This is a genomic window from Pseudomonas sp. NFIX10 (genome assembly GCF_900111955.1).
Taxonomy (GTDB): Bacteria; Pseudomonadota; Gammaproteobacteria; order Pseudomonadales; family Pseudomonadaceae; genus Aquipseudomonas; species Aquipseudomonas fluorescens_AA.
Genome location: NZ_FOKH01000012.1, coordinates 101,719 through 124,897 on the forward strand (window position 1 = coordinate 101,719; position 23,179 = coordinate 124,897).

The 23,179-nt window shown below is 60.4% G+C and carries 23 protein-coding genes and 1 tRNA gene; 13 read left to right on the forward strand and 11 right to left on the reverse strand.

Annotated elements, in window-relative coordinates; translation table 11 throughout:
- Positions 1-288 precede the first annotated feature (288 nt).
- The 8 genes from BM321_RS13560 to BM321_RS13590 all read left to right on the forward strand — a co-directional run bounded on the left by BM321_RS13560 (position 289) and on the right by BM321_RS13590 (position 7,295).
- Complete coding sequence (locus BM321_RS13560) at positions 289-1,113, forward strand: FkbM family methyltransferase (RefSeq protein ID WP_092442836.1); 825 nt, start codon at positions 289-291, stop codon at positions 1,111-1,113.
- A 75-nt stretch (positions 1,114-1,188) separates the two neighbouring features.
- A tRNA-Thr gene (locus BM321_RS13565) sits at positions 1,189-1,264 on the forward strand.
- A gap of 269 nt (positions 1,265-1,533) precedes the next feature.
- A complete protein-coding gene (locus BM321_RS30885) occupies positions 1,534-1,950 on the forward strand; it encodes an Abi family protein (protein ID WP_256573431.1) in 417 nt (138 codons plus the stop codon).
- Complete coding sequence (locus BM321_RS30890; protein WP_256573433.1) at positions 1,880-2,233, forward strand: Abi family protein; 354 nt, start codon at positions 1,880-1,882, stop codon at positions 2,231-2,233. Before BM321_RS30885 ends, BM321_RS30890 begins: the two co-directional genes overlap by 71 nt.
- Positions 2,234-2,445: 212 nt before the next feature.
- Complete coding sequence (locus BM321_RS13575) at positions 2,446-3,219, forward strand: SDR family oxidoreductase (protein WP_092334259.1); 774 nt, start codon at positions 2,446-2,448, stop codon at positions 3,217-3,219.
- A gap of 74 nt (positions 3,220-3,293) precedes the next feature.
- Complete coding sequence (locus BM321_RS13580) at positions 3,294-4,496, forward strand: low temperature requirement protein A (RefSeq protein WP_092442837.1); 1,203 nt, start codon at positions 3,294-3,296, stop codon at positions 4,494-4,496.
- A gap of 6 nt (positions 4,497-4,502) precedes the next feature.
- Entirely contained in the window at positions 4,503-5,408 is a 906-nt protein-coding gene (locus BM321_RS13585) for a LysR family transcriptional regulator (protein WP_092442838.1), read from the forward strand.
- A 279-nt stretch (positions 5,409-5,687) separates the two neighbouring features.
- On the forward strand, positions 5,688-7,295 hold the full coding sequence (locus BM321_RS13590) for a methyl-accepting chemotaxis protein (protein WP_092442839.1): 1,608 nt from the start codon (positions 5,688-5,690) through the stop codon (positions 7,293-7,295).
- 56 nt (positions 7,296-7,351) lie between these two features.
- Here BM321_RS13590 and BM321_RS13595 read toward each other — a convergent pair whose 3' ends face one another.
- Positions 7,352-8,029, reverse strand: coding sequence for an RES family NAD+ phosphorylase (locus tag BM321_RS13595; protein WP_092330132.1), 678 nt, complete (start codon positions 8,027-8,029; stop codon positions 7,352-7,354).
- Complete coding sequence (locus BM321_RS13600) at positions 8,029-8,439, reverse strand: MbcA/ParS/Xre antitoxin family protein (protein WP_072409138.1); 411 nt, start codon at positions 8,437-8,439, stop codon at positions 8,029-8,031. The genes BM321_RS13595 and BM321_RS13600 overlap by 1 nt, the downstream gene beginning before the upstream one ends.
- 333 nt (positions 8,440-8,772) lie before the next feature.
- On the opposite strand from BM321_RS13600, the gene BM321_RS13605 reads away from it, so the two are divergent.
- Positions 8,773-9,699, forward strand: coding sequence for a LysR family transcriptional regulator (locus tag BM321_RS13605; protein WP_092442840.1), 927 nt, complete (start codon positions 8,773-8,775; stop codon positions 9,697-9,699).
- Here BM321_RS13605 and BM321_RS13610 read toward each other — a convergent pair.
- From BM321_RS13610 to BM321_RS13645, 9 genes are all read right to left on the reverse strand, one after another.
- Positions 9,616-9,933, reverse strand: a complete 318-nt coding sequence (locus BM321_RS13610) for an AzlD domain-containing protein (RefSeq protein WP_072409143.1) — start codon at positions 9,931-9,933, stop codon at positions 9,616-9,618. The genes BM321_RS13605 and BM321_RS13610 overlap by 84 nt on opposite strands.
- Positions 9,912-10,625, reverse strand: a complete 714-nt coding sequence (locus BM321_RS13615; RefSeq protein WP_092442841.1) for an AzlC family ABC transporter permease — start codon at positions 10,623-10,625, stop codon at positions 9,912-9,914. The genes BM321_RS13610 and BM321_RS13615 overlap by 22 nt, the downstream gene beginning before the upstream one ends.
- Positions 10,622-11,059, reverse strand: coding sequence for a GNAT family N-acetyltransferase (locus BM321_RS13620; RefSeq protein WP_175534928.1), 438 nt, complete (start codon positions 11,057-11,059; stop codon positions 10,622-10,624). The genes BM321_RS13615 and BM321_RS13620 overlap by 4 nt, the downstream gene beginning before the upstream one ends.
- Positions 11,060-11,072: 13 nt before the next feature.
- Positions 11,073-11,819 (reverse strand): 2OG-Fe dioxygenase family protein, encoded by a 747-nt coding sequence (locus BM321_RS13625; RefSeq protein ID WP_092330112.1) that lies wholly within the window; start codon positions 11,817-11,819, stop codon positions 11,073-11,075.
- 292 nt (positions 11,820-12,111) lie between these two features.
- Positions 12,112-13,398, reverse strand: a complete 1,287-nt coding sequence (locus tag BM321_RS13630) for an OprD family porin (protein WP_092442842.1) — start codon at positions 13,396-13,398, stop codon at positions 12,112-12,114.
- A 251-nt stretch (positions 13,399-13,649) separates the two neighbouring features.
- Positions 13,650-13,781 carry a hypothetical protein gene (locus BM321_RS30895; protein ID WP_256573432.1) on the reverse strand — a complete coding sequence of 44 codons (132 nt, stop codon included), beginning with the start codon at positions 13,779-13,781 and terminating at the stop codon, positions 13,650-13,652.
- A gap of 151 nt (positions 13,782-13,932) precedes the next feature.
- Positions 13,933-14,133, reverse strand: a complete 201-nt coding sequence (locus BM321_RS13635; RefSeq protein ID WP_057449186.1) for a hypothetical protein — start codon at positions 14,131-14,133, stop codon at positions 13,933-13,935.
- A 244-nt stretch (positions 14,134-14,377) separates the two neighbouring features.
- A complete protein-coding gene (gene aguA, locus BM321_RS13640; RefSeq protein ID WP_092442843.1) occupies positions 14,378-15,484 on the reverse strand; it encodes an agmatine deiminase in 1,107 nt (368 codons plus the stop codon).
- 251 nt (positions 15,485-15,735) lie between these two features.
- Complete coding sequence (locus BM321_RS13645) at positions 15,736-18,648, reverse strand: aminotransferase (RefSeq protein ID WP_092442844.1); 2,913 nt, start codon at positions 18,646-18,648, stop codon at positions 15,736-15,738.
- 149 nt (positions 18,649-18,797) lie between these two features.
- Between BM321_RS13645 and rfbC the strand changes: the two genes are divergently transcribed.
- From rfbC to BM321_RS13665, 4 genes are all read left to right on the forward strand, one after another.
- The gene (gene rfbC, locus BM321_RS13650; RefSeq protein ID WP_092442845.1) at positions 18,798-19,346 is read left to right on the forward strand and encodes a dTDP-4-dehydrorhamnose 3,5-epimerase; all 549 of its coding nucleotides are present in this window, start codon (positions 18,798-18,800) and stop codon (positions 19,344-19,346) included.
- Positions 19,347-19,407: 61 nt separating this feature from the next.
- Positions 19,408-21,216, forward strand: coding sequence for a sensor histidine kinase (locus tag BM321_RS13655; RefSeq protein ID WP_092442846.1), 1,809 nt, complete (start codon positions 19,408-19,410; stop codon positions 21,214-21,216).
- Positions 21,213-22,604, forward strand: a complete 1,392-nt coding sequence (locus BM321_RS13660) for a sigma-54-dependent transcriptional regulator (protein ID WP_092442847.1) — start codon at positions 21,213-21,215, stop codon at positions 22,602-22,604. Before BM321_RS13655 ends, BM321_RS13660 begins: the two co-directional genes overlap by 4 nt.
- A gap of 36 nt (positions 22,605-22,640) precedes the next feature.
- Positions 22,641-23,096: a YiiD C-terminal domain-containing protein gene (locus BM321_RS13665; protein WP_092442848.1), complete on the forward strand. Its 456-nt coding sequence runs from the start codon at positions 22,641-22,643 to the stop codon at positions 23,094-23,096.
- Positions 23,097-23,179 lie beyond the last annotated feature (83 nt).

A 23,179-nucleotide genomic window follows, 5' to 3' on the forward strand; every position in this document is an offset into this window, starting at 1 on the left:
AATCCAAGAAATCCGTGATTTCCTGACCCAATCAGCATTGGTCATTTTTTGTTCATATGGATAAAAAACCATGAAAACAGGCATTTGCGACGAAACGCGAAAGCGGTCACAAAATTGCAAGATGCCTTGCGCCTCATCGCGCCCGTTGTGCATAAGCGTCCAAGCAAAACGACATAACCGCCGAATTCAGTACCGCCCCGCGCCCACAATTGCGCCCGCCGCGCCCGTGCTATACAACAGCCCCACGTATCGTGATTGACACAATGCCGACACACTCAAGGACTGGCCGTGACGTTCATTTCCTACGCACAAAACTTCGAAGACATACGCCTGTGGCGCGCCCTTCAATCGGTGGAAAACGGCTTTTACCTCGACGTCGGCGCCAACCATCCGACAGATGACTCGGTCACCCGAGCGTTTTACGACCGCGGCTGGCGTGGCATCAACATCGAACCGGTGCCGGCCTACTACGACGCCCTCTGTCAACAACGCCCCCACGACACCAACCTGCAATGCGTGGCCGGTGAAAACGCCGAAAGCCTGACCTTCTACACCATCGCCGACACGGGCCTGTCCACGGTGGAAGCCAGCGTCGCCCAACAGCATCGCGACGCCGGCATGGACGTGCGCAACCAGACCGTCCAGTCCCGCACCCTGGCCTCCATTTGCGAGCAATACGCCCAGGACCGCCCCATCCACTTCCTGAAAATCGACGTCGAAGGCCACGAAGAAACCGTGCTGCGCGGCATGGACTTCAGCCGCTGGCGCCCCTGGATCATCCTCATCGAAACCCCGTGGGCCCGCGACCAGACCTGGGAGCACCTGGTCATCGACGCCGGCTACCAGTCCATCCTGTTCGACGGCATCAACACCTACTACCTCGCCGAAGAACACCTGGCCCTCAAGCCCGCCTTCGACATCCCACCGTGCAACCTCGACGGCTTCCAACTCTGCAAAGGCCACAAATTCAGCCACCCCATCGACGAAACCGATCAACAACTCAGCGCCGCCCTGCAACGCGCCGAACAGGCCGAAGCCCAACTCCACGCCATCCAAAACAGCCGCACCTGGCGAGCCCTGAACAAACTGCGCAACCTGCTGCACCGCGCCTAAGCCGGACCTGCGCAAAAATAGTCAGAATTCAGGGGTTTACAGAACGCACCCAATCGCTATAATCGTCGCCCACACGCCGGTATAGCTCAGTTGGTAGAGCAACTGACTTGTAATCAGTAGGTCCCGGGTTCGACTCCTGGTGCCGGCACCATACAAAACAAAGCCCTCGCAGAAATGCGAGGGCTTTGTTGTTTCTGGAAGGTCTAAACCTCCTAGAAGCTGGATAAAGACCAGCACCGCCTTATCAGCACCCACAGACCAAGCTTTGCTCGCGCGTCTACTCGTTACAATTCCACGTCAGTGCAACGTTGACGGTCTCTTACACCTACCTATAATGCACCCCAACACACCCGCCAAGCCTAGGTTGACCCAGTCAGCAAGCTCAAATCGTGCGGTTTTTTTTTGCCTGGAGAAAACTACATGAGGCCCTTCGACAAACCGGCCCTCAGCGTAGAACAGCAATTGGAACTGCTAAAACAACGAGGCTTGCACATCACCAACGATGATCGGGCCATGCGTTTTCTCGAAGTGGTCACGCTGTTTCGCCTGAGTCCCTACATGCGCCCCTTTCAGGAGCCAGACCCTGAACATACTTTCAAGCCCGGCAGCACACTGAAGGCAATCGTCGACATCTACCGCTTCGATGGTTCGTTGCGGCGCATCATCATGGATGCTATCGAACGTGTCGAAGTCGCCATACGAGCGACTATCAGCAATGGTATCTACCCTCTTCAATGCCATAGGCACAAGCGCCGACAAGAAAGCTATCGCCACCAGGTTCAGCCTGCCATTCGAAGTATTAGCTTCTTGGCTACACACGTTGACCTTCATTCGTAACTGCTGTGCTCACCACTCACGGCTATGGAACCGAGAGCTCTCGATTCGACCATCCTTACCTAAAGAATGGGCCATCCCAACGGCTCCCGCCGACCGACCTCAGCCCAAACAGCGGCTATACGTCGTATTGACGATGCTGGCCTACCTAACCGACTTGATCAGCCCAGACAGTTACTGGAAGTTTCGCCTGGCCGAAATCATGGATCGGCAGGAACTGGATTATTTGAGGCTCATGGGATTTCCAAATGATTGGAAACGTCAGCAGCAATGGTGTCTAGCGTAAGGAAGTTAGAAACAGACTGCGGTTAGTTTCCTGTTCGATCACTCTAGCCAAAAACCGTGCTCTGTCCCCATCGATCTTGAAGGCCAACCGTGCTTCAACTTCATGCTGATTGGCTGAAAATGCTGAACAGTGCATCCAGCTTCCGTGTGCTTATCTTTGCCCGCGGCACCTCTAGACTGGGTCCTGCCTTTCCCAGCCCAAGGAGCGTTGTCATGTCCAAACATTCAATCAACGGCAAGGTCGTACTGATCGCCGGCGGAGTGAAAAATCTCGGAGGTTTGCTCGCCCGCGATCTCGCCCAACACGGTGCCAAGGCTGTGGTGGTGCATTACAACAGCGCCTCCAGCCTGGGCGATGCCAACGCTACCGTGGCGGCTCTCGAGGCGCTGGGTACCAACGCTGTGGCGTTGCAGGCAGATTTGACCACCGCCGGTGCCGTAGAAAAGCTGTTCAGCGATGCCGTGGCCGCAGTCGGGCGTCCGGATATTGCTATCAACACTGTGGGCAAGGTGTTGAAAAAGCCTATGGCCGAGATCACCGAAGCTGAATACGACGAGATGATGGCGGTTAACTCCAAAACCGCGTTTTTCTTCCTCAAGGAAGCCGGCAAGCACCTCAACGACAACGGAAAGATCTGCACCATCGTTACCTCGCTGCTCGGCGCGTTCACGCCGTTCTACGCGGCGTATGCTGGTAGCAAAGCACCGGTGGAGCAGTTCACCCGGGCGGCGGCGAAGGAACTCGGCGCCCGTGGTATTTCAGTGACGGCCGTAGGCCCTGGCCCGATGGATACACCGTTTTTCTATCCGGCCGAAGGTCAGGATGCGGTGAACTATCATAAGACCGCCGCGGCGCTTTCGCCGTTCTCGCGCACGGGCCTGACTGATATCGAGGATGTGGTGCCGTTTATTCGCAACTTGGTGAGTGATGGCTGGTGGGTGACGGGACAAACGATTTTGATCAACGGCGGTTACACCACCAAGTAACGGACGAAAAAACGATTGCAACCCCGCAATGTCGCGTTGACACTTTTCCCGACAAACCAGGCCATGGGGTTGTTATGAGTGCCAATCAGCCTGCACCTCACCCGTTACTTCGCCACCGTGATGGTCACCACGCACGGGTGACGTTCGAGGAGTTGTTGTTCGACCTCGTCTATGTTTTCGCCGTGACCCAACTCAGCCACGGCCTGCTCCATCACCTGACCTTGGTCGGCGTGATGGAGAACCTTATCCTGTGGTTCGCGGTATGGCTTGGCTGGCAATACACCTGCTGGGTCACCAACTGGTTTAACCCGGAAACGCCGAGGATACGCGGCCTGATCTTCGCCCTGATGTTTCCTGCCTTGCTGATGGCGGCGAGCATTCCTGAAGCCTTTGGCGAGCGAGGCTTGGTGTTTGCGCTGGCCTATATGGCGATTCAGGTAGGCCGTACCGTCTTTATCGTGCTGCATTTGCCTGCTGAACACGCGCTGGCACCGAACTTCAAGCGCATGCTCGGCTGGGTAGTGATTGCCGCGACGTTCTGGTTGGTAGGCGCGTTTATGGAGGGGCCGTGGCGTATCGGCCTATGGCTAATCGCGGTACTGTGTGAGTACGTATCGCCCATGTTCGGTTTTGCGCTACCAGGGCTGGGACGGTCGAGCACCATTGACTGGACCATCGAGGGTGCGCATCTGGCCGAGCGTTGCCAGCTGTTTGTGATCGTCGCCCTGGGCGAAACGCTACTGGCCAGCGGCGCGGTGCTCGCCGAAACCGAGCACTGGGAGATTCCCGTGTTGGCGGGGTTATGGGTGACCTTACTGGGCACCCTGGCGATGTGGTGGTTGTACTTCGGCACCGCGAGCAAAGACGCCACTCATTGCGTTACCCACTCCAAGGACCCTGGGCGCACCGGCGCTAACTTTCATTACATTCATGCGGTGCTGGTGGCCGGCATCATTGCCACAGCCGTCGGCAATGATCTGGTCATGGCCCACCCCGACAAGCACATGAACACGACCTACGTCGTGACCCTACTGCTGGGGCCCATGATCTTTCTATTCGCCAGCCTGTTGTACAAACGCGAGGTGTATCAGGTGGTCGCCAAATCGCACCTGGCCGGCATCGTGCTATTGCTGGCGCTGGCGCCGATTGCGTTTTTGACCGACTTACTGATGGTGGGCACGTTGACCACCGTGGTGTTGTTGATCGTCAGTTTCGTGGAATGGCGGGTGGTGCGCCGGCTTCGAGCGAAACAGGCTAACGCCGTCATCGGGAACTGATAGTCCATGGACCGCATCGAGCAGTACCGCGTTTTCGTTCAGGTGGCTGAGCTCGGGAGTTTCATCCAGGCCGCACGCCTGCTGAAACTGCCGCGCGCCACGGTATCGGCGGCCATTCAACAATTGGAAGCCAATGCCGGAACACGTTTGTTGCACCGCACCACGCGCAAGGTGTCGTTGACCACCGACGGCAGCCAGTTACTGAAGCGCGCGCGCCAGGTGATGGTCGAAATCGATGAGATCGACCAAATGTTTCACACCCATCAAGAGCAGGTGATGGGGCGCCTGGAAGTCGATGTGCCCAGCCGTATCGCCCGGCGCCTACTCATTCCCGCTCTGCCCGAATTTCTCCAGCGTTATCCGCGCCTGCAACTGGGCCTGGGTTCCACCGACCGGGCGATAGACCTGGTGCAGGAGGGCGTCGATTGTGTGATTCGTTTTGGCACGCCGCAGAGCAGCAGCCTAGTAGTGAAACCGTTGGGGCAGGTGTTGCTGATCAACTGTGCCAGCCCCGCCTACCTGGCCGAGTTTGGCGTTCCCACCGAGCCTGCCGAATTGCAGGTGCGACACGTATGCGTCGGCTATGTGTCAGGGTCGGGCGTGCAGGAGGCTCAGTGGGAATATTGTCTCGACGGCGCCCTGCAGTCGTTGCCGCTGCCCAGTCGCCTGGTGGTCAATAATGCTGAAAGCTATATCGCCGCGTGCTGCACAGGGCTCGGTTTGATTCAGGTACCGTTGTTCGATGTGCAGCATTTACTGGATAGCGGCGAGCTGGTGGAAGTGCTGGCCGCTTACAGGCCGCCGCCAATGACCGTGTCTGTGCTGTATCCGGATCGTCGCCAACGCTCTCGGCGCCTCAGTGCGTTTATCGAATGGTTTGCCGACTTGATGGCGCCGTATCTGCAGAAATAGGTTAGGCCGTTTCGATTGGGGGGCTGCTTCAGCCCAGCGGGAGCAAGCTCCCTCGCCACGGGTTTGGGGACAGAACACAATTATTGACGGCAATAAGTTGGTAGGATTTCTGAAAGAGCTGTTTTCCCTCCACCCTGCCCCTGTCGCAAACAGTTTGCGACATATTCATCTAATCAAATCCCCCGCCGATACCTCATATAAGCGCATGGAATACCGCAAGGCTCCGTTCGCGCTCGACTACACTTTTCCAGAATTCTCCCGCTCCAGGAGCAGTAAGCGATGAAGATCCGCACCAAGGTCATAGGCTCGGGGTTGGTCAGTCTTTCCTTTGCGTTGCTGCTCGGCGGTATTGGGCTGTGGGGTTATCACTCCATGACCGAGGCCCTGGTGCAGAACGAGACCAGTATTTCCGCCATGCGCAAGCACATGGAGGCGGACATGATGCACGACGCCATTCGTGCCGATGTGCTAGCCGCCCTGCTGGTAACGCCGGGGGATGCCCAGGGGGCGAAGGAGGTACTGGAGTCATTCGACGAACATACGCAGCGGATGCGCAAGGTCATCGCCGAAAATGCCGAGGCGAAGTTGCCGCAGGATATTGCCAAGTCGATTGGCGAGCTCAAGCCACAGGTCGAAACCTATATCGATAAAGCCAAGCAAGTGATTGGCAAGGCGCTGAGCGGGGCTCAGGACGGTCGCGCGCTACGGGCGGAGTTCGACGGGGCGTTTTCGGCGTTGGAGGAGCGCAACGAGGCAGTGAGTGAGCTGATCGAAAACCAGGCGCAGACGTCCCGCGAACTCCAGGACGGCAGCATTCAAAGCTCGCAGGGTTGGCTGGTCGGGACGTTGCTGGCCACCTGCGTGGCGTTGGCGCTGTTGTCGTGGAGCCTGCTCAAGGCGGTGCTTACGCCGCTGAACAAGATCATCCTCAATACCCAGGCGATTTCCCAAGGGGATCTGCAGCGGTCGATGGGGGCCCAAAGCAAAGATGAGCTGGGCCAGCTACAAGGCGTGATCGAGCAGATGCAGACCAATCTGCGGCAAATGATCGCCACGATCCGCGGCCAGAGCGACGAGTTGCATGGCACGTCCCGGAACCTGGGCGATACGGCGCGGCAGATTGTGTCCAGCGCCGACCAGCAGGCCCAGAGCGCGACCAGCATGGCGGCCAGCATGGAACAGATGATGGCGAACATCAGCCAGATCCATCAGCACGCCGACAGCGCCCGGACGATTTCGGCGCAGTCCGAACAATTGGCGAGCAGCGGCGGCCAGGTGATTCTCGGGGTGGTGGAAGGCATGAACCGGATCGCCGAGGTGGTCAACCAGTCCTCCAGCAAGATCACCGCGCTGGACGCCTCGTCCGAGGACATTCATTCCATTATCCAAGTGATCAAGAGCATCGCCGAGCAAACCAACCTGCTGGCCCTCAATGCCGCCATCGAAGCCGCCCGCGCCGGCGAGGCGGGCCGCGGTTTTGCGGTGGTGGCCGACGAAGTGCGCAACCTGGCGGCGCGCACCACCCAGTCCACCCAGGAAATCACCGCGATGATCGAGCGCATCCAGTCCAGCGCACGGGACGCGGTGGCGAACATGCAGGCGTGTGTCAGCCGCGTGGACGAAGGCGTCAACCTGGCCCAGCAGGCCGGGGTGTCCATCAGCGAAATCCTCACTGGCGCCCGGCATGCGGCCGAAGTGGTGGAGGAAATTTCCCAGACCATTGCCGAACAGTCGAAGGCCAGTGATGAGATGGCTCAGCGGGTGGAGTCGATTGCTGCCCAATCGCGAGAAAACACGCTTTCCATCCACAATCTGCAACACACCGCCGATCAGTTGAATGATGCGGCGGGATCGATGCAGTCGTCGGTGCAGCGGTTCAAGATTTGATCCGACCCGGCCAGGGGGCTGTTGCAGCCCCTTGTCACAGCCGGGTCAATGGCAACTCACACCTGACTCACCTCGAACACAAACGAAATCTCCCGCTTCTGGGCACTCCAGACGTAGCGAATATGCTTGCCTTGCACCGGAATCGAAACCGCCGGCGGGCGAAACGCGGCCACGCATTCGTGGCCGGGCAGGCGGACGCTGTTGTACAGCAGCCCCCAGGACAAGGTTTCACGCAATTGCCGGGCGAACACCTGGGATGGGCCGTAGGCCGTAGGGTCCGGGTTGTGGAGGTGGGGGTAGTCGTGGCGAATGTCGTGCAGGGGTTTGACGACCTTGTTGACGTAGGTGCGCATGGTCAACTCCAGGTCTGGCTCGTTGGTCGCCCCGAGGAATCGCGCCTGGTGGTAACAGGTCTCGGCGATGGCGGCTTCCTGGCTGCTGGCGGCGTAGTAGACACCGAAGGTGCCGTCGCTGAAGCGGCTGCTTTTGCCGATGTGGGTAAACGCCGCCATCACCGGCGAGGAGCCGGGCCCGGAAACGCGGTCCTCGGGGCGGACCCGGGACAGCACGCCGGCCTGTTCCATCAGCCGATCGTTGGTCAGCGCTTCCAGGGCGTAGGCCGTGGGCAGGTCTTCAGGGTCGAGTACGTCTTCGAACAGCGAAATCGGTGGGAAGCTGCTGTTGACGATCCGATAGGCCCGTTTCCATTGCGGGTCCGCCAGGGGTGGCATCATTAACCGCGCACTCCGTCCAGGTATCGCCGCACATCGGCGATGTCCACCACCCGCCCGGTCAACATGTAGGACAGCGCCGACTGGCCGTTGAACGGTGCCGCGGTATTCGGGCTGCTGACCCACTGATAGGCACGGTCCCGGTTATTGCTGAAGATGATGCTCAGCGCCTTGTGGATACCCATGAGGTAGGAAATGCGCTCCAGCGTATCGCGAGGCAGCCTCACGTTCTCCGGCAACTGTTTGTACTTGTAGAAGGTCGTGTTGCCCACCTTGCCCAACAAGGTGCGCTGCTGCTCGACGCTGCAGCCCCAGAGCGCCATGAGGTTGAAGAAAAACTTCAACGCGACTCGCCCCGCATCCGGGGAATCCAATTGCTGCTGCGCGTTGAGGGTGATGGAGGAAGTCGCCATGGGTTTGGGCTCCTTTTTAGCGGGTTGGTGCTGAGAGGATAGTACACATATGGATTATTTTTAAGTTTTTATTCGCAAATGGACTCCATCGATACGCTATTTGAACAATTCGGCATGGCTTCCCAGGTCGCCAAACGTAATTAACTTCCCGCCAACGGGTCTTGCTGGGCAAAATCCCCAAATCCCGCATAAGCTCCAACCATCGCCTCCCGGCGCTTTTCGGCACAAAATCGCGACAAGCGTGACAAGGTGCATGATGATAGCCGGCAGGGTCACTTGGCCGGCCCAGGTGCACAACAATAGCGAGCCCACTTAAGCAGAGGGCATTACCTCATGGATAGCAGAACCCTACGCAACCTCATGCGTATCGTGCAGACCGGCTCGTTGTCGGCAGCGGCCGAGCATTCGTGCCTCACAGTGCAGGCGTTGGCGGCGCAGTTGAACAAAGTCGAGGAGCAGTTCGGTTTCCGGTTGTTCCGGCGCTCGAACAAGGGCCTGACGTTGACGAGCCAGGGCTCGGAACTGACCCCCTTCATGGATCAGGTGCTGATTGCCACCCGGCAATTGGAGGAAAAAGTCGCGGCACTCAAGACACCGCGACAGCGCACGCTCAGAGTGGCGCTCAATACCACCCTGCCGGCGGAGTTCAACCGGCGGATGATCGATCGATTGATCGCCGTGTTCCCCCAGTATCAATTGGAATTCAGCTACGCCGAGTCGATGGAGAACCTGAGCAAGCTCAGGAACGAAGATTTTGACCTGGCGATCCTGATCGGGCAGCAACCGGGCGGTTTTACCAGCATCGCTATGCCGGATGTGCAGGTGCAGGTGGTCGGTGCCCATTGTGGCGACGAAGACGACTCCCTGGGCCTGCTCGGTGACAAGTTTCAGGTGCGTCCGGCAGAAGAATGTCCGTATTCCCACAGTTTCCTGCGTTTTCTCGACGCTGGCCTGGGTGAATACGGGTCGAGCCAGCGCATGGTGTATTCCTGCAGTGAGACGCTGACATTGTCGTTGATCACGCAGCTCGACGGCCTGGGGCTGGTGTCCCGGGAGGCGGCGCTGCGCAACGGCCTGGCGATTTTCCCGGACTTCGAGGATTTCCTCGAGGTCCGCCTGGCGGTGAACAATCCAGAGTTGCCTGGCCAGGCGCTGCACGATGTGGTGGACCTGACGCTACAGGAACGAACCGAGCGCGATATACGCCGCCGTGCCCAGCGCCACACTGAGAAACAGGTTGCGACTGAAATACGCACATAACAGCGTCGGAATCGCGGCATAAAACTCAGGGCGGTCGAGTTGTATCTGCTGGTCCTTGATCAAGAGCGGGGTCAGGCTGATGGCAGCGACGATCGCCACTGGCAGGTATTCCAGGGCACGGGCGACGAAGGGTGGCCAGTGTTCGGTATTGACCTGCAACGGCAGGGCACGTGGCAGAAAGGTCACGGCCATCATCAGGACCACGACCAGGATCAGGAACGTTTGGTCAGGCATACGCCCACCCCGCAGCCAAAGAACGTGGCGATGAAGACATTGAACGGCGAGCTGCCCAGCAGGCTCAGCCCGCCCATGCAGACGACGGCCGCCAGGGCCGCGATCAGTTTGTTGCGGGTGTCGCACAACGAAACCAATACATAGAGCATCATCGCGGTCAGCGCATAGTCGAGCTGGTATTTGATGAGGTGCGCCGCGTATTGCGCACACACCGCGCCCAGCAAGCCACCGAGCACCCAGGACGTATGGCAGAACAGGTTGAAACCGACCAGGTAGCGCACGCTCACCGGCGCCCCGCTGCCGAGCTTGACGCTGTGGAAAGCGAATGACTCGTCCGTCAACCCTGCCGCGTAGCACCAGCGTTCGAAACGACTGAGGCCCAGCGCACGCAGGGCCTTGGCCATGTAGACCGACATCAGCATGTGCCGGGCATTGATCAGGAACGTGGTGAGCACGATGGTGGTCAGTGACGCACCGCTGGAAATCAATGCCAGCGCCGCGAATTGCGAAGCCCCCGCGTAGACGAACAGGCACATCGCCACCGGCAACCACAGGGGCAGCCCGGCGTTGACCGCCATCAGACCGAACACAAACGAAACCGTGAAATAACCCGCTACCACCGGACTGGCTTCAGCAAAGGTACGCGAGGCTTGTGGTTCGACCGCCAGCGGCTGGCTGGAAGTCTTGTTCATAAATCCCTCTCAAAGGTGATTTCACCCCGGGGCTCACAGAACCCCTGGGCGGCCCAGAAACGCTTGCCGGCCAGATTAGCATCGTCGACGAAAAGGAACATGCGCAGCACGCCCACCCGCTTCATGTCAGCCGAGGCGGCCTCGACCAGGCGCTGGCCCAGGCCTTTGGTGCGATGCTGCGGGCTGACCGCCAAGTGATTGATCGTGCCACGGGTACCGAGCATGCCGCCGATCACCGCGCCCACCACGTCACCGCTCGCATCGATGGCCAGGTACGCGGTGGTGGTGTCCTGCAACAACACACCGCGCAGGAAGCGGGCATCCTGCCATTCGCAGAACGACACTTCGTCGAAACCGCGAAAGAACCGCTCCAGTCGCTCGGCGTCCCGGACCATGGCCCGGCGCAATAGGACTTGCTGCGTCGGGTCGTCCATGGGTTCGAGCCGTTCAGCGAACAATGTCGAAAGCGGTCCCGGGCCGCGAGAAGGAAATGGCCAGGATCTGCCGGTAGGCCATGTCATGCTTATGGGTGTTGCGCGCCGGGGTCACGTAGTGGCGCATGTCGCGGTCCAGGAAGAACGTGGTGTCGAGAATGTCCTCGTAAGTCGTCGCCGCCAGCTGCTCTTCCTGGGCGCTGTACAAACGGCTCTCCGCACCCGCCACATTCTGGCGCCCCCAGAAGTGCACGCCGCTGAACGGATAGCCGTCGCAGTGGATCCCTTCGGGGGTGATTTCCAGTTGTTTGCCCGGCTTGATCTCGATGCGGATCTGATGGATCTGGCATTGCCAGATTTGATCGTGCAAGTCCTGGGGCAGGACGTTCTTGTACACCTCGAAGTCCGTGTCGATCAGGCTGCGCATCACCGGCGAATTGATCACTTCGTTGGAGAAGTCCTGGAAGTGACGCTCCAGCCCGCCGACATAGCTGTTGTTGGCCTTGGACTGAACGTAGGCCCGGTGTTCGAGCTGCTTGAGCTCTCGGGTCGTGGGGTTGTATTCGAAATCGCTGTAGCGGCGAAAACGCATGCCTGACTCGGCCTGGCCGTAGTAACTGTCGGGCTCCATGTTTTCCCAGCTTTTGGTCAGCCGGACAAAGTCGCCGAAATGACCGTAGAGGTTGAAGTCCCCACCGCGAACGTTGACGTATTTGTCACGTCTCAGCGCTTCGCCCACTTCCCTGTTCAGAACGATCATTTTTCATAGGTCTCCACTGCATTGAGCGGCCTAATCTAGTAGGTGCAGGATTTACGTCCATGAGAAAGTATTTGAGGCATTTCAAGCGACGCTTGAAACGGAGGGCAACGTTGCATGAGTACGACTTTTTCTCGGGAAAACAGGCTGTTTCAGTGGCTTTTCTTGCGCTAACAGCCAAAAGAACCCGAGTTTGGCGTCGCAACGCTATTCACTTCAGGCAGGTATGAATCAGTCGTGGCGAGGGAGCGTGCTCCCTCGCCACTGTTTTATAGGCTCGTAGCCCGTTCAGGCATCAGAAGACGCTGATCGGGTAATCCACGAACACCCGCAGCTCATTGCCGCTGACGTTGTATTCGCTGGACTTCTGTGACACCCGCAACACGGAGCTGCGCAACCTGACGCTCAAGTCCTTGGCCGGGCCGCCCTGGACCACGTACTTGAACTGGTTGAAGATCTCGCGCTCGGTACCGCCTTCGCTGGTGGACGTGGTGATGTTATCGCCACGCACATAAGCGACGTTGTAGGTCAGGCCCGGAACACCGAAGGGGGTGAAGTCCAGGCCGTAGCCCAACTGCCAGCTGCGCTCATCCTCGGCGTTGAAGTCGGACCAGTAGGAGTTGGCCAGGTAGATCGTGTTGCCGCCGTCACCCACGCGATTCTGCCCGCGCTGATAGCCGCCGTAGGCGTAACCCAGGTTGCTGTCGCCGGTGCTGCGCTGGTGAGCGAGCGTGAAGCTGTGCGGGCCGGTGGCGAAGGTGGCGGCCAGGCTCCAGATCTTGTTGTCGTCGCCGGTAACGTTGTTTTCGCGAACGTAGCTGTTGTCCAGCTTGGTGCGATAACCGTTGAAGTCCAGGGTCAGGGACTGATCCTTGGCCAGCGGGAACACGTAGTTGGCGTTCACGTATTGCTTCTTCAATACGTCCTCGACATCCGAGGCGTAGAGCGAAGCCTTGAACTGCTCGGTGAACTGGTAGCTGCCGCCCAATACGTTGATCGACTTCAGGCCACCGCTGTCACGGCCTTCGGCGCTCTTGCGCGATTCGGCGGTGAAACGGCCGGCATTCAGTTCCAGGCCCTTGATCTCCTTGGAGGTGATCAGCGTGCCGGTGTAGCTTTCCGGCAGCAGGCGCGAGTTGTCATAGCTCAGCACCGGCAGGGCCGGCATCTGGTCACCGTAGGCCAGTACGGTATTGGAAACACGGAACTTGACCGCGGCACCGAACTTGGACAAGTCATCGGCTGCGTTGCCGCTGTCACCTTGCTTGAAGAAATCGATGCCTTGCGCACCGCTACGACCTTTGCCACCGTCCAGACGCAACGCATACAGGCCGAAGGCATCTACACCCACGCCCACCGTGCCTTGGGTGAAACCGGACGAGAACGTACCGATGGCCGCCTGCCCCCATTCGGCCTTGTCCTCGTTGCCGTCTTTGTAGTCGCGGTTGATATAAGCGTTGCGCAACAGCACTTTCAAGCTGCTGTCTTCAACGAACCCCTTTGACTCCGCCTGGTCGTTGGCCATGGCGTGTGTCGTGCTCAAGATCCCCAGTGCGATCAAACTAATGCGCTTGTTCAACATGATTATTTTCCTTGTACGGGTTGATACGCACCGCGGCGAGCAGCCGAAATGGCGCTTTCTGCGCTCTTTTTCGGACTCTTGCTCCTGAAAATAATGAAAAGGCCCGCCCACGAGCGAGCGTGTCGGGCCTTTTTATTATTTAAGAGTCATGGCTGTCAGCCACAGGCGTAGGGCGAATCCTAGTCGCGCCCTCAACAGTGTGTCAATTTCGTGAATCGTCTGTAATTAGGCGAAAAACATCTAAGATTCGATCAAAACGAACAGTCGTCCAAACCGCGAGTCGCCGAGGGCGCGCAGGCCTGCTCCGGCAGGGTTTGCTTGAGCCATTGAGCGAAGGCCACGGACTTGCCCAGGAACACCCCTGTAGGAGCGAGCTTGCTCACGATGGCAGTGTGTCAGTCAACAGCCGTGTATTGATCCACCGTTATCGCGAGCGAGCTCGCTCCCACAGGGATTTTTGTGTGAATTCGAAAACCAGCGGACACAAAAAAGCGCTGCCATCCCGGCCAGCGCTTTTTATCAATCCGTCGAATCCTATCCTTGCATCACATCCCACAACGCTTCCAACTCAGCCTCGCTGAACAGGCCAGCGGGGTAACGCTCAACGATCATCCGGCGCGGATCAGGTTCTCTGATCTGACGCGTTCCGTTGGACTTCAACCACTGCGCCAAGGCTTGAAGCGACTCACCATTAACGGCCAAGGGATGGCATGTGCGCTCGCTTGTCATATTCATTCCAGCGCCCTCTCCTGGTTGATGAGCGGCTAATTTATCCAAGGTTTATGACAAAACAACTCAGTTCCATTCCCGGAACTGCCGCTGATCCGATACAAGAGCTATGCCAATGTATCCACGCTCCCCCATGAACAGATACAAAAAAACCCGCGACCCCCATCGGGCCGCGGGCTTGCCGGGATGGATCCAAAATTGCCGACCCAGGGCCGGCGCGGGCGCTATCGACGGGCTGTTACATCGTCACTCATTTTACGTACGGCGCGGGTTGCTGTTGGGTAAGGCAATGAATATTCCCGCCACCCAGTAACAGTTCGCGCCCGGGCACCATGACCACTTCGTGCTGCGGGAACAGTCTCTGCAGGATGTCCCTGGCCGGTGCATCCAGCGGGTCGTCAAAGCTGGGCGCGATGATGCCGCCGTTGACGATCAGGAAGTTCACATAGGAACCGGCCAGTCGCACGGTTGGGTTGCGCTCCTGGGAACCTTCCACCGCATCCACGCCCGCGCATTCCTCTTCGGTGGCATACATCGGCCCCGGAATCGGCATTTTGTGCACTGTGAACGGGCGCCCCCTGGCGTCAGTGCTGTTTTGCAGCACATCCATCGCCGCTTGGCAGCGCGTGTAGTTCGGATTTTGCGGATCGTCGGTCCAGGCAAGCAGGACTTCCCCCGGACGCACGTAGCAGCAGAAGTTATCCACATGACCGTCGGTTTCGTCATTGAACAGACCGTCCGGCAGCCAGATGATCTTGTCCACCGCCAATTGAGCGCTGAGCACCGCCTCGATCTGCTCACGACTCATGTGCGGGTTGCGATTGCGGTTGAGCAGGCACTCCTCGGTGGTGATCAGGGTGCCTTCGCCATCCACATGGATCGACCCGCCCTCGAGCACAAAACCTTCGGTGCGATAACGCGGGCTGCGTTCGATCTCGAGAATCTTGCCGGCCACTTGCGCATCACGGTTCCAGGGCGCATACAGGCCACCGTCAAAACCGCCCCAGGCGTTGAAATCCCAATCGACGCCACGCACTTCCCCACTGTCATTGATCACGAACGTAGGGCCGGTATCGCGGACCCAGGCATCGTCGCTGGACATTTCCACCAGGCGGATATTCGGCACGTCGAGGCGCGCCCGGGCATTTTCGTACTGGGCCGCGGACACCGCCACAGTCACCGGTTCAAAACGGGCGATGGCCTTGGCGACCGTCGCGTGGGCGGCCTGCGCGGGCTTGCCGCCCAGGCGCCAGTTGTCCGGACGCTCGGGCCAGATCATCCAGACCTGGGTCTGGGTCGCCCATTCGGCAGGCATGTGGAAACCATCCGCGCGCGGAGTGCTGTGCAACGTTGTCATGGGTCATCTCCTGGGCGATGGGCAGTGGCAACTTTATAAACGATAAATATCGACTAATAAAGCCACAAAAACTGAACTCCATCAAAAAACAGCTTAAAACACCGACAAAAATCGATTTAAGAACAGCACTGACCCTGTGGGAGCGAGCTCGCTCGCGATAGCGGTGAGTCAGCCACATAAAAATTGGCTTAAGCACCGTCATCGCGAGCAAGCTCGCGCCCACAGGGAAACAGCTTGACGTTCCAGATCAATTACAGCCCCTCGTCCAATACCTTCGCCAGCATATCGACAAAGAAATCCACACTCTGGCGCGTGGTCACCATCGGCGGTTTGATCTTGAGGATGTTCAGATAATCGCCCGTCGGTTGCATGAAGATCCCCAACTCCCGCAGGCGATTGCACAGCGCCATGGTCTCTTCAGTGGCCGGTTCCAGGGTCTCGCGATCCCGGATCAGTTCCACGCCCAGGTAGAACCCGGAACCATGCACCGCACCGACCAATGGATACTGGTCGATCAGGGCCTCCAGTCGAGCCTTGAAGTGCCCGCCAACCACCCGTGCGTTTTCCCAGAGGTTGTCTTCTTCCATGACATCCAGCACCGCCATGCCGATCTGGCAACTGACCGGGCTGCCACCGGCCGACGAGAAGAAGTACCCCTCGGCTTCCAGTGCCTCGGCGATTTCCCGGCGGGTGATGACCGCACCCAACGGCTGGCCGTTGCCCATGCCCTTGGCCATGGTGATGATGTCCGGCACCACGCCTTGCTCTTCGAAGCCCCAGAAAAACTCGCCCATGCGCCCGTACCCGACCTGCACCTCGTCGGCGATACAGACCCCACCGCGCTCGCGCACCATCGCGTAGACCTGCTTCAGGTAACCGGGCGGCAGTGCGATCCCACCGGCATTGCCGTACACCGGTTCGCAGATGAAGCCGGCGAGCTGACGCTTGCTCTCGGCAATTTTCGCCAGGTTGTGCTCGACACTGCGCACGTAGTCCGGCGCACTGTCGGGACCGCGGAACTCGCCGCGGTAGGTGTTCGGGGCGGTCACCGGGTGCACCCAGTCCGGGCGGCTGCTCAGGGCCTGGGGGTTATCGGCGATGGACGTCGACACCGCATCGGCGGCCACCGACCAGCCGTGATAGGCCTCCAGCACACTGAGCATGTCCCGTCCGCCGCTGTAGGCCCAGGCCAGGCGGATCGCCAGGTCATTGGCCTCGGTGCCGCTGTTGACCAGGAACACCCGGTCCATGTTGGACGGCGACAGCGCCAGCAGGCGTTCGGAAAACTCGGCGATCGCCGCATAGTGGAAACGCGAGTTGGTATTGAGCAGCGACCATTGCCGGGCAGCCACCGCCGCCATGCGTGGATGGCCGTGGCCCAGCACGGCGACGTTGTTGAGCATGTCCAGATACGAGCGGCCCTGCATGTCGATCAGGTGGTTGCGCCAGCCACGCTCGATGCGCGGCGGATCGACGTAATAATGTTTCTGCGAACGGGCGAAGCTCGCATCGCGGCGGGCCAGCAGTGCCTCGGGATCGACCTCCGGCTCGGCATCGCACGCCAGCCCCAGCAGCACCGCCGGCGAAGGGCAAAGCGCCTGCCAGGCCAGGGCCCTGGAGGGCGTGCAGAACAGCGGCGGATTCACCTGGGCACCCCGGCATAACTGAACCTGCAACGGCCCCGTCACTTCACCCAACACCTGCCCCTTGACCAGCGCCGCCCCGGAATGCAGCGGCGACGTCACGCCCCACAAGCGCACGCTCAGCTGCGCGCTGTCCAGTTGCAACATGCCGTCGGCGGCCTTGTGCACGACCCCGGCGAACGGTGATTCGAGCGGCGTGCCCTGGGGCACACTCAACGCCACGTGCAACGGATAAGTGTCGGGTTCGACGGCGCTGTCCGGCCGGGTGCGAGACAAACGGTACTGCCCGTAGCGGCTGGCGGCCAGGCCGTGAAGCCCGGCGGCTTCGTCCAGCAGGCGCTGGTCGATTCCCGGCTGCTCCCAATTGCCGGCCTCGAAATGCGGGCTCAACACACCCAGGTCGATCAGGGCGAACTCACGCCCCACCAGAGTCGGCAACAGCGGCGCAAAGCCCTCGCTGGCAATGGCCGGCAGGCTGTGGCCGACGGCGGTGAGAATCGCCGCTTCCATCAGTTCGAAGGGCACCGAGTGCGCCACTCGGAAAATCTCCCACTCATGGGCCAGGTTGTCGCGGCTGTATTGGTTGTCCGGGTCGATGGAAACCTGCTGTTCACCGCTGAGCACCAGCACCGCGGCGCGCGCCACGATCAGTGGCCACAGCGCCAACAGCTCCTGGCGCTGCAAGGGGTTGACCGCGTGGTAGGCCTTGATCGCCGGCAAGATGAAGAACGGATCGCCGTCGGCGTGATGCAGCAGGGCCGCGCACGTCACCGACAAGTCAGTGATGCGCCAGGTACGGACCAGGTCGCCGAAATCGATGACGCCCTGCAATTGCCACTGGCGCTGGGCATCGCGCTGCCAGACCACGTTGTCATCGGTGATGTCCATGTGGATCGCCTGCACCGGCAAGCTGGCCTTGAGCGGCTGCAAGCGCCGCTCGGCCTGTTGCGCGACCTCGGCGACCAGATGTCGCCGTTGTTCATCCTCGATGACAGGCAACAGGTATTCGACCAGGGCCGGAGCATGGCGCGCATCCCATTGCAGGGTGCGCTCCAGGCCCGGGTGGTCGAATGTCGCCAGGGCCAGGTCCATTTCCGCGCACAGGCGGCCCAGGCCCGTAACAAGCTCGGGGGGCAGGTGCTTGAGTTGCGTGAGGGCCTGGCCGTCGATGTACTCCAGCAGGCGCATGTGAATCGCTTGGCCGTCGACGTCCAATGTCAGCAGGTCCAGGCCGTTGCTGGCGCAAATCACCCGCGGGACTTTCACCGCGTCGTGTCCGGCCAACTGCTTGAGGGCTGCGTGTTGGGCCTGTATTTCCGGGACAGCGTAGTCGCCGTGGCAAATTTTCAACACAAAGCGCCCGCGCTCGCTGTCGACGCGGTAGTTGAGGTCCTGGTTGCTGCCAAGGGGTCGAAGGTCGCCGCTGAGTCCGTAATTCAAGCGCAACAGCACCAGCGCCTGCTCGGCGCTGATCTGTGGGCTTGGCAAACTGGCACGGTGAACCAACGTAGCGAGTGGCATACAACGACCCCTTGAGGTGGTTTTATCGGACGTCTATATCGCCACTGAGTCGGGGGAATAAGCAACCCCTTCTACTGAAAGCTCGCGCCGTTCGCTACTTTTGGGCAAGAATAGGCGCCATCATTATGTCCGAGCTACCGGAGCCCTCCATGAATGTAATCGCCACCGCCCTGCCTGGTGTCTTGATCATCGAACCCAAGGTATTTGGTGATGAACGCGGCTTTTTTTATGAAAGTTTCAATGCCAAGGCATTCAAAGAAGCGACCGGGGTGGAAGTCCAGTTCGTGCAGGACAATCACTCCCGCTCGCAAAAGGGTGTATTACGCGGCTTGCATTATCAGTTGCAAAACACTCAAGGCAAACTGGTCCGCGTCACCGCTGGTGAAGTGCTCGACGTGGCAGTGGACATCCGTCGCAGCTCGCCACATTTCGGCAAATGGGTTTCAGTACGACTCTCCGCCGACAATCACCGCCAATTGTGGGTACCGCAAGGCTTTGCCCATGGCTTTGTCGTATTGAGCGAGTACGCAGAATTCCTTTATAAAACGACTGACTATTACGATCCGACCTCCGAGCGCAGTCTTCTTTGGAATGACCCGCAACTGAACATCGACTGGCAATTGGGAGACATCACACCGCAGCTGTCGGGTAAGGATCAGGCAGCCTCATTGCTCCAACATGCCGATGTCTTCGCCTGATCTCAGACGCTAACCTTCGTGGTAGGCATAATGCGCCTGTCCCCACAGGCACCCGGTAACCATGAACGCCACCCTTCCCCGCAGACCCCGTTGGCGCAGCCTGGCCTTGCTTGCGCTATGCCTGGCGCCGTTGTTGTGGCCGCTCGAGCACCTGGCCGAACGTTATTACCGCAGCGAACTGGCCGGACAGAACCGCCAGACCCTTGACCTCTACGTCGCCAACCTGTTGGGCACGCTGCACCGCTATGAGGTGCTGCCACAGATTCTCGGCGACCTGCCGGCCTTGCGCGCCGTCTTGTCGACCCCGGACGACGGCGTGACCCAAGGCAACGCCAACCGGCTGCTGAAAAACATCAGTGCCCAGACCGGCGCGGAAGTCATGTACCTGATGGACCCTACCGGCAAAACCCTGGCGGCGTCGAACTGGGACAAGCACGACAGTTTCGTCGGGCGCAACTTCGCCTTCCGTCCGTACTTCATCGAAGCCATGGCCGGGCGCCTGGGGCGCTTCTTCGGCTTGGGCACCACGTCGGCCAAGCGCGGTTATTTCTTCGCCGCCGCCGTGCACGACCGCGAAAAAGTCATCGGCGTGCTGGTGGTCAAGGTCGACCTCGACCACACCGAAAGCCTGTGGGGCAAGACCCCGGAACAGTTGCTGGTGACTGACCACAATGGCGTGGTCATCCTCACGTCGCGCCAGGAATGGCGATTTCGCGCGACTCGACCGCTAAGTGATGACGAGCGCCAGGCCATCAGCGCGGTACAGCCTTATCCGACCCGCGACCCCAAGCCGCTGAACCTGGATGCCAACGCCTGGCTGACCCAGACCCAATCCATCGAAGAAACCGGCTGGAGCGTGAGCATTCTCGCCCCGCGCACGCTGATCGACCGGCCGGTGCGCACCGTGGTCGCCATCGGCGGCGCGGCATTGCTGGTCTTGATGCTGTTGCTCGGGTTGATGATGCAACGCCGGCGCCATTATCTGGATCGGATCGCCTTCGAAGCCAAGGCCCGTCACGAGCTGGAGGGGCGGGTGGCCGAACGGACCAGCGACCTGGAAGGCCTGAACCGGCGACTGCGCCAGGAGGTGCTGGAGCGCGAGCAGGCCCAGCAGGAGTTGGTCCGAGCCCAGGATGACCTGGTGCAAGCCGGCAAGCTGTCGGCCCTGGGCACCATGTCGGCGAGCATCAGCCACGAACTCAACCAGCCGCTGGCGGCGATTCGCAGCTACGCGGAAAACGCCGAGATATTGCTCGACCACCAACGCACCGAGGATGCCCGCGGCAACCTCAAGCTGATCAGCGAACTGACCGGGCGCATGGCATCGATCATCGCCCACTTGCGCGCCTTTGCCCGCCGTGATCGCCACGCCCCGGAAAGCGTCGCCCTGCAACCGGCGCTGGACGATGCCCTGGCGCTGCTCGCCAAACGCCGGCGCAGCATGGAAGTGGAACTGATCCGCGACTTGCCGGCCGCCACGTTGTGGGTCGAGGCCGGCGAAACCCGCCTGCGCCAGGTACTGGGCAACCTGTTGGCCAACGCCCTCGACGCCCTCACGGAAAAAGGCCCGCCACGCAAACTCTGGCTCAGCGCCCAGGCCACCGACACCGGCGTCAACCTGTACATCCGCGATAACGGCCCGGGGTTTTGCATGGAAGCCCTGGGCCGCGCCGGTGAGCCCTTCTACACCACCAAGACGCGCACCCAGGGCCTTGGCCTGGGGCTGGCGATCTGCGACACCCTGATGCGCGCCTTCGGCGGCGAACTGTCGTTCGCCAACCACAAGGAAGGCGGCGCCCTGATCACCCTGAAGCTGCGCGCCGGCGCGCCCGGGGTGAGCCTGCAACCGTCCGAGGACCGAAGTGTATGACCATCGATAACCGGATTGAGGTGGTGCTGATCGATGACGATCCCCATCTACGTCAGGCCTTGAGCCAGACCCTCGACCTGGCCGGCCTGAAGATCCTGCCCCTGGCCGAAGCCAAGGGCGTGGCCGGGCAACTGCCCCGTGACTGGCCGGGGGTGGTGGTCAGTGATATTCGCATGCCGGGCATGGACGGCCTCGAACTGCTGGGCGAACTCCACGCCCAGGACCCGGAACTGCCGGTGCTGCTGATCACCGGCCACGGCGACGTGCCGCTGGCGGTGCAAGCGATGCGCGCCGGGGCCTACGACTTCCTGGAAAAACCTTTTGCCAGCGATCATCTGCTCGACAGCGTGCGCCGGGCCCTGGCCTTGCGCCGTCTGGTGCTGGACAACCGCAGCCTGCGCCTGGCCCTGAGCGATCGTCACGAACTCAGCGCCCGCCTGGTCGGCCAATCGGCTCCGATGCTGCGCCTGCGCGAGCAGATCGGGGCACTGGCCGCCACCCGCGCCGACGTGCTGATCCTCGGTGAAACCGGCGCCGGCAAGGAAGTGGTCGCCCGAGCCTTGCACGACCTCTCAAGCCGACGCAATGGCCCCTTCGTGGCGATCAACGCCGGGGCCCTGGCCGAGTCGGTGGTGGAAAGCGAGCTGTTCGGCCACGAACCCGGTGCTTTTACCGGTGCGCAGAAACGCCGTATCGGCAAGTTCGAGTTCGCCAACGGTGGCACGCTGTTTCTGGATGAAATCGAAAGCATGAGCCTGGATGTCCAGGTCAAGCTACTGCGCCTGCTGCAAGAGCGCATGGTGGAACGACTGGGGGGCAATCAACAGATCCCGCTGGATATCCGCGTCATCGCCGCGACCAAGGAAGACTTGCGCCAGGCTGCCGACCAGGGGCGTTTCCGCGCCGACCTGTATTACCGCCTGAACGTCGCGCCGCTGCGCATACCGCCGTTGCGCGAACGGGGCGAGGATGCGCTCATGCTGTTCCAGCATTTCGCCAACGAAGCCAGCGCTCGCCATGGCCTGCCGCCCCACGAATTGCAACCGGCGCAACGGGCGTTGCTGCTGCGCCACAGCTGGCCGGGCAATGTCCGGGAGCTACAGAACGCCGCCGAACGCTTTGCCCTGGGACTGGAACTGGCCCTGGACAACAGCGCGCCAGACGGCAGCCCCGGCGCACCGGTGGAACTGGTCAGCGGCGGCTTGAGCGAGCAAGTGGAAAATTTCGAGAAGTCCCTGATCGCCGCCGAACTGGCCCGCCCCCACAGCTCGGTGCGCAGCCTGGCCGAAGCCCTGGGCATCCCCCGTAAGACCCTGCACGACAAGTTGCGCAAGCATGGCCTGACCTTCGGCGACAGCAGCCAGAGTTCGGCCGATGAGTCCGATTGAATTATCGTCATTTCCCGTCAAGCAAGAGGCCCCGCAATGAACCGCGACAGCCGTTACCTGGAATCGATCCTGCACCACGACATCCCCTTGACCCGGGACATGGGCCTCAAGGTGCTCGATTGGCAGGCCCGGCAACTGCGCCTGTTCTTGCCGCTGGCGGCCAACGTCAACCACAAGAGCACCATGTTCGGTGGCAGCCTGTATTGCGGCGCCGTACTGGGTGGCTGGGGCTGGCTGCACCTGGCCCTGCGCGAGGAAGGCATCGAAGACGGGCATATCGTGATTCAGGAAGGGCAGATCAGCTATCCGCTGCCAGTGACCCGCGATGCGACGGTTGTCTGCGATGCGCCCGAGGAAAAGCTGTGGCAACGCTTCCTGGCCACGTATCGGCGCTATGGCCGGGCGCGGCTGGCGTTGCAGACGCAAGTGTTGAACGTGGGAAGCGATGAAATCGCGGTGCAATTCGAGGGGCAATACGTGTTGCACCGCTGAAACACCGCCGGCCCCTGTGGCGAGGTATCGCTGTGTGGGAGCAAGGCTTGCCCGCGATGGAGGCGCTGCGGTCTTTCAGAAAT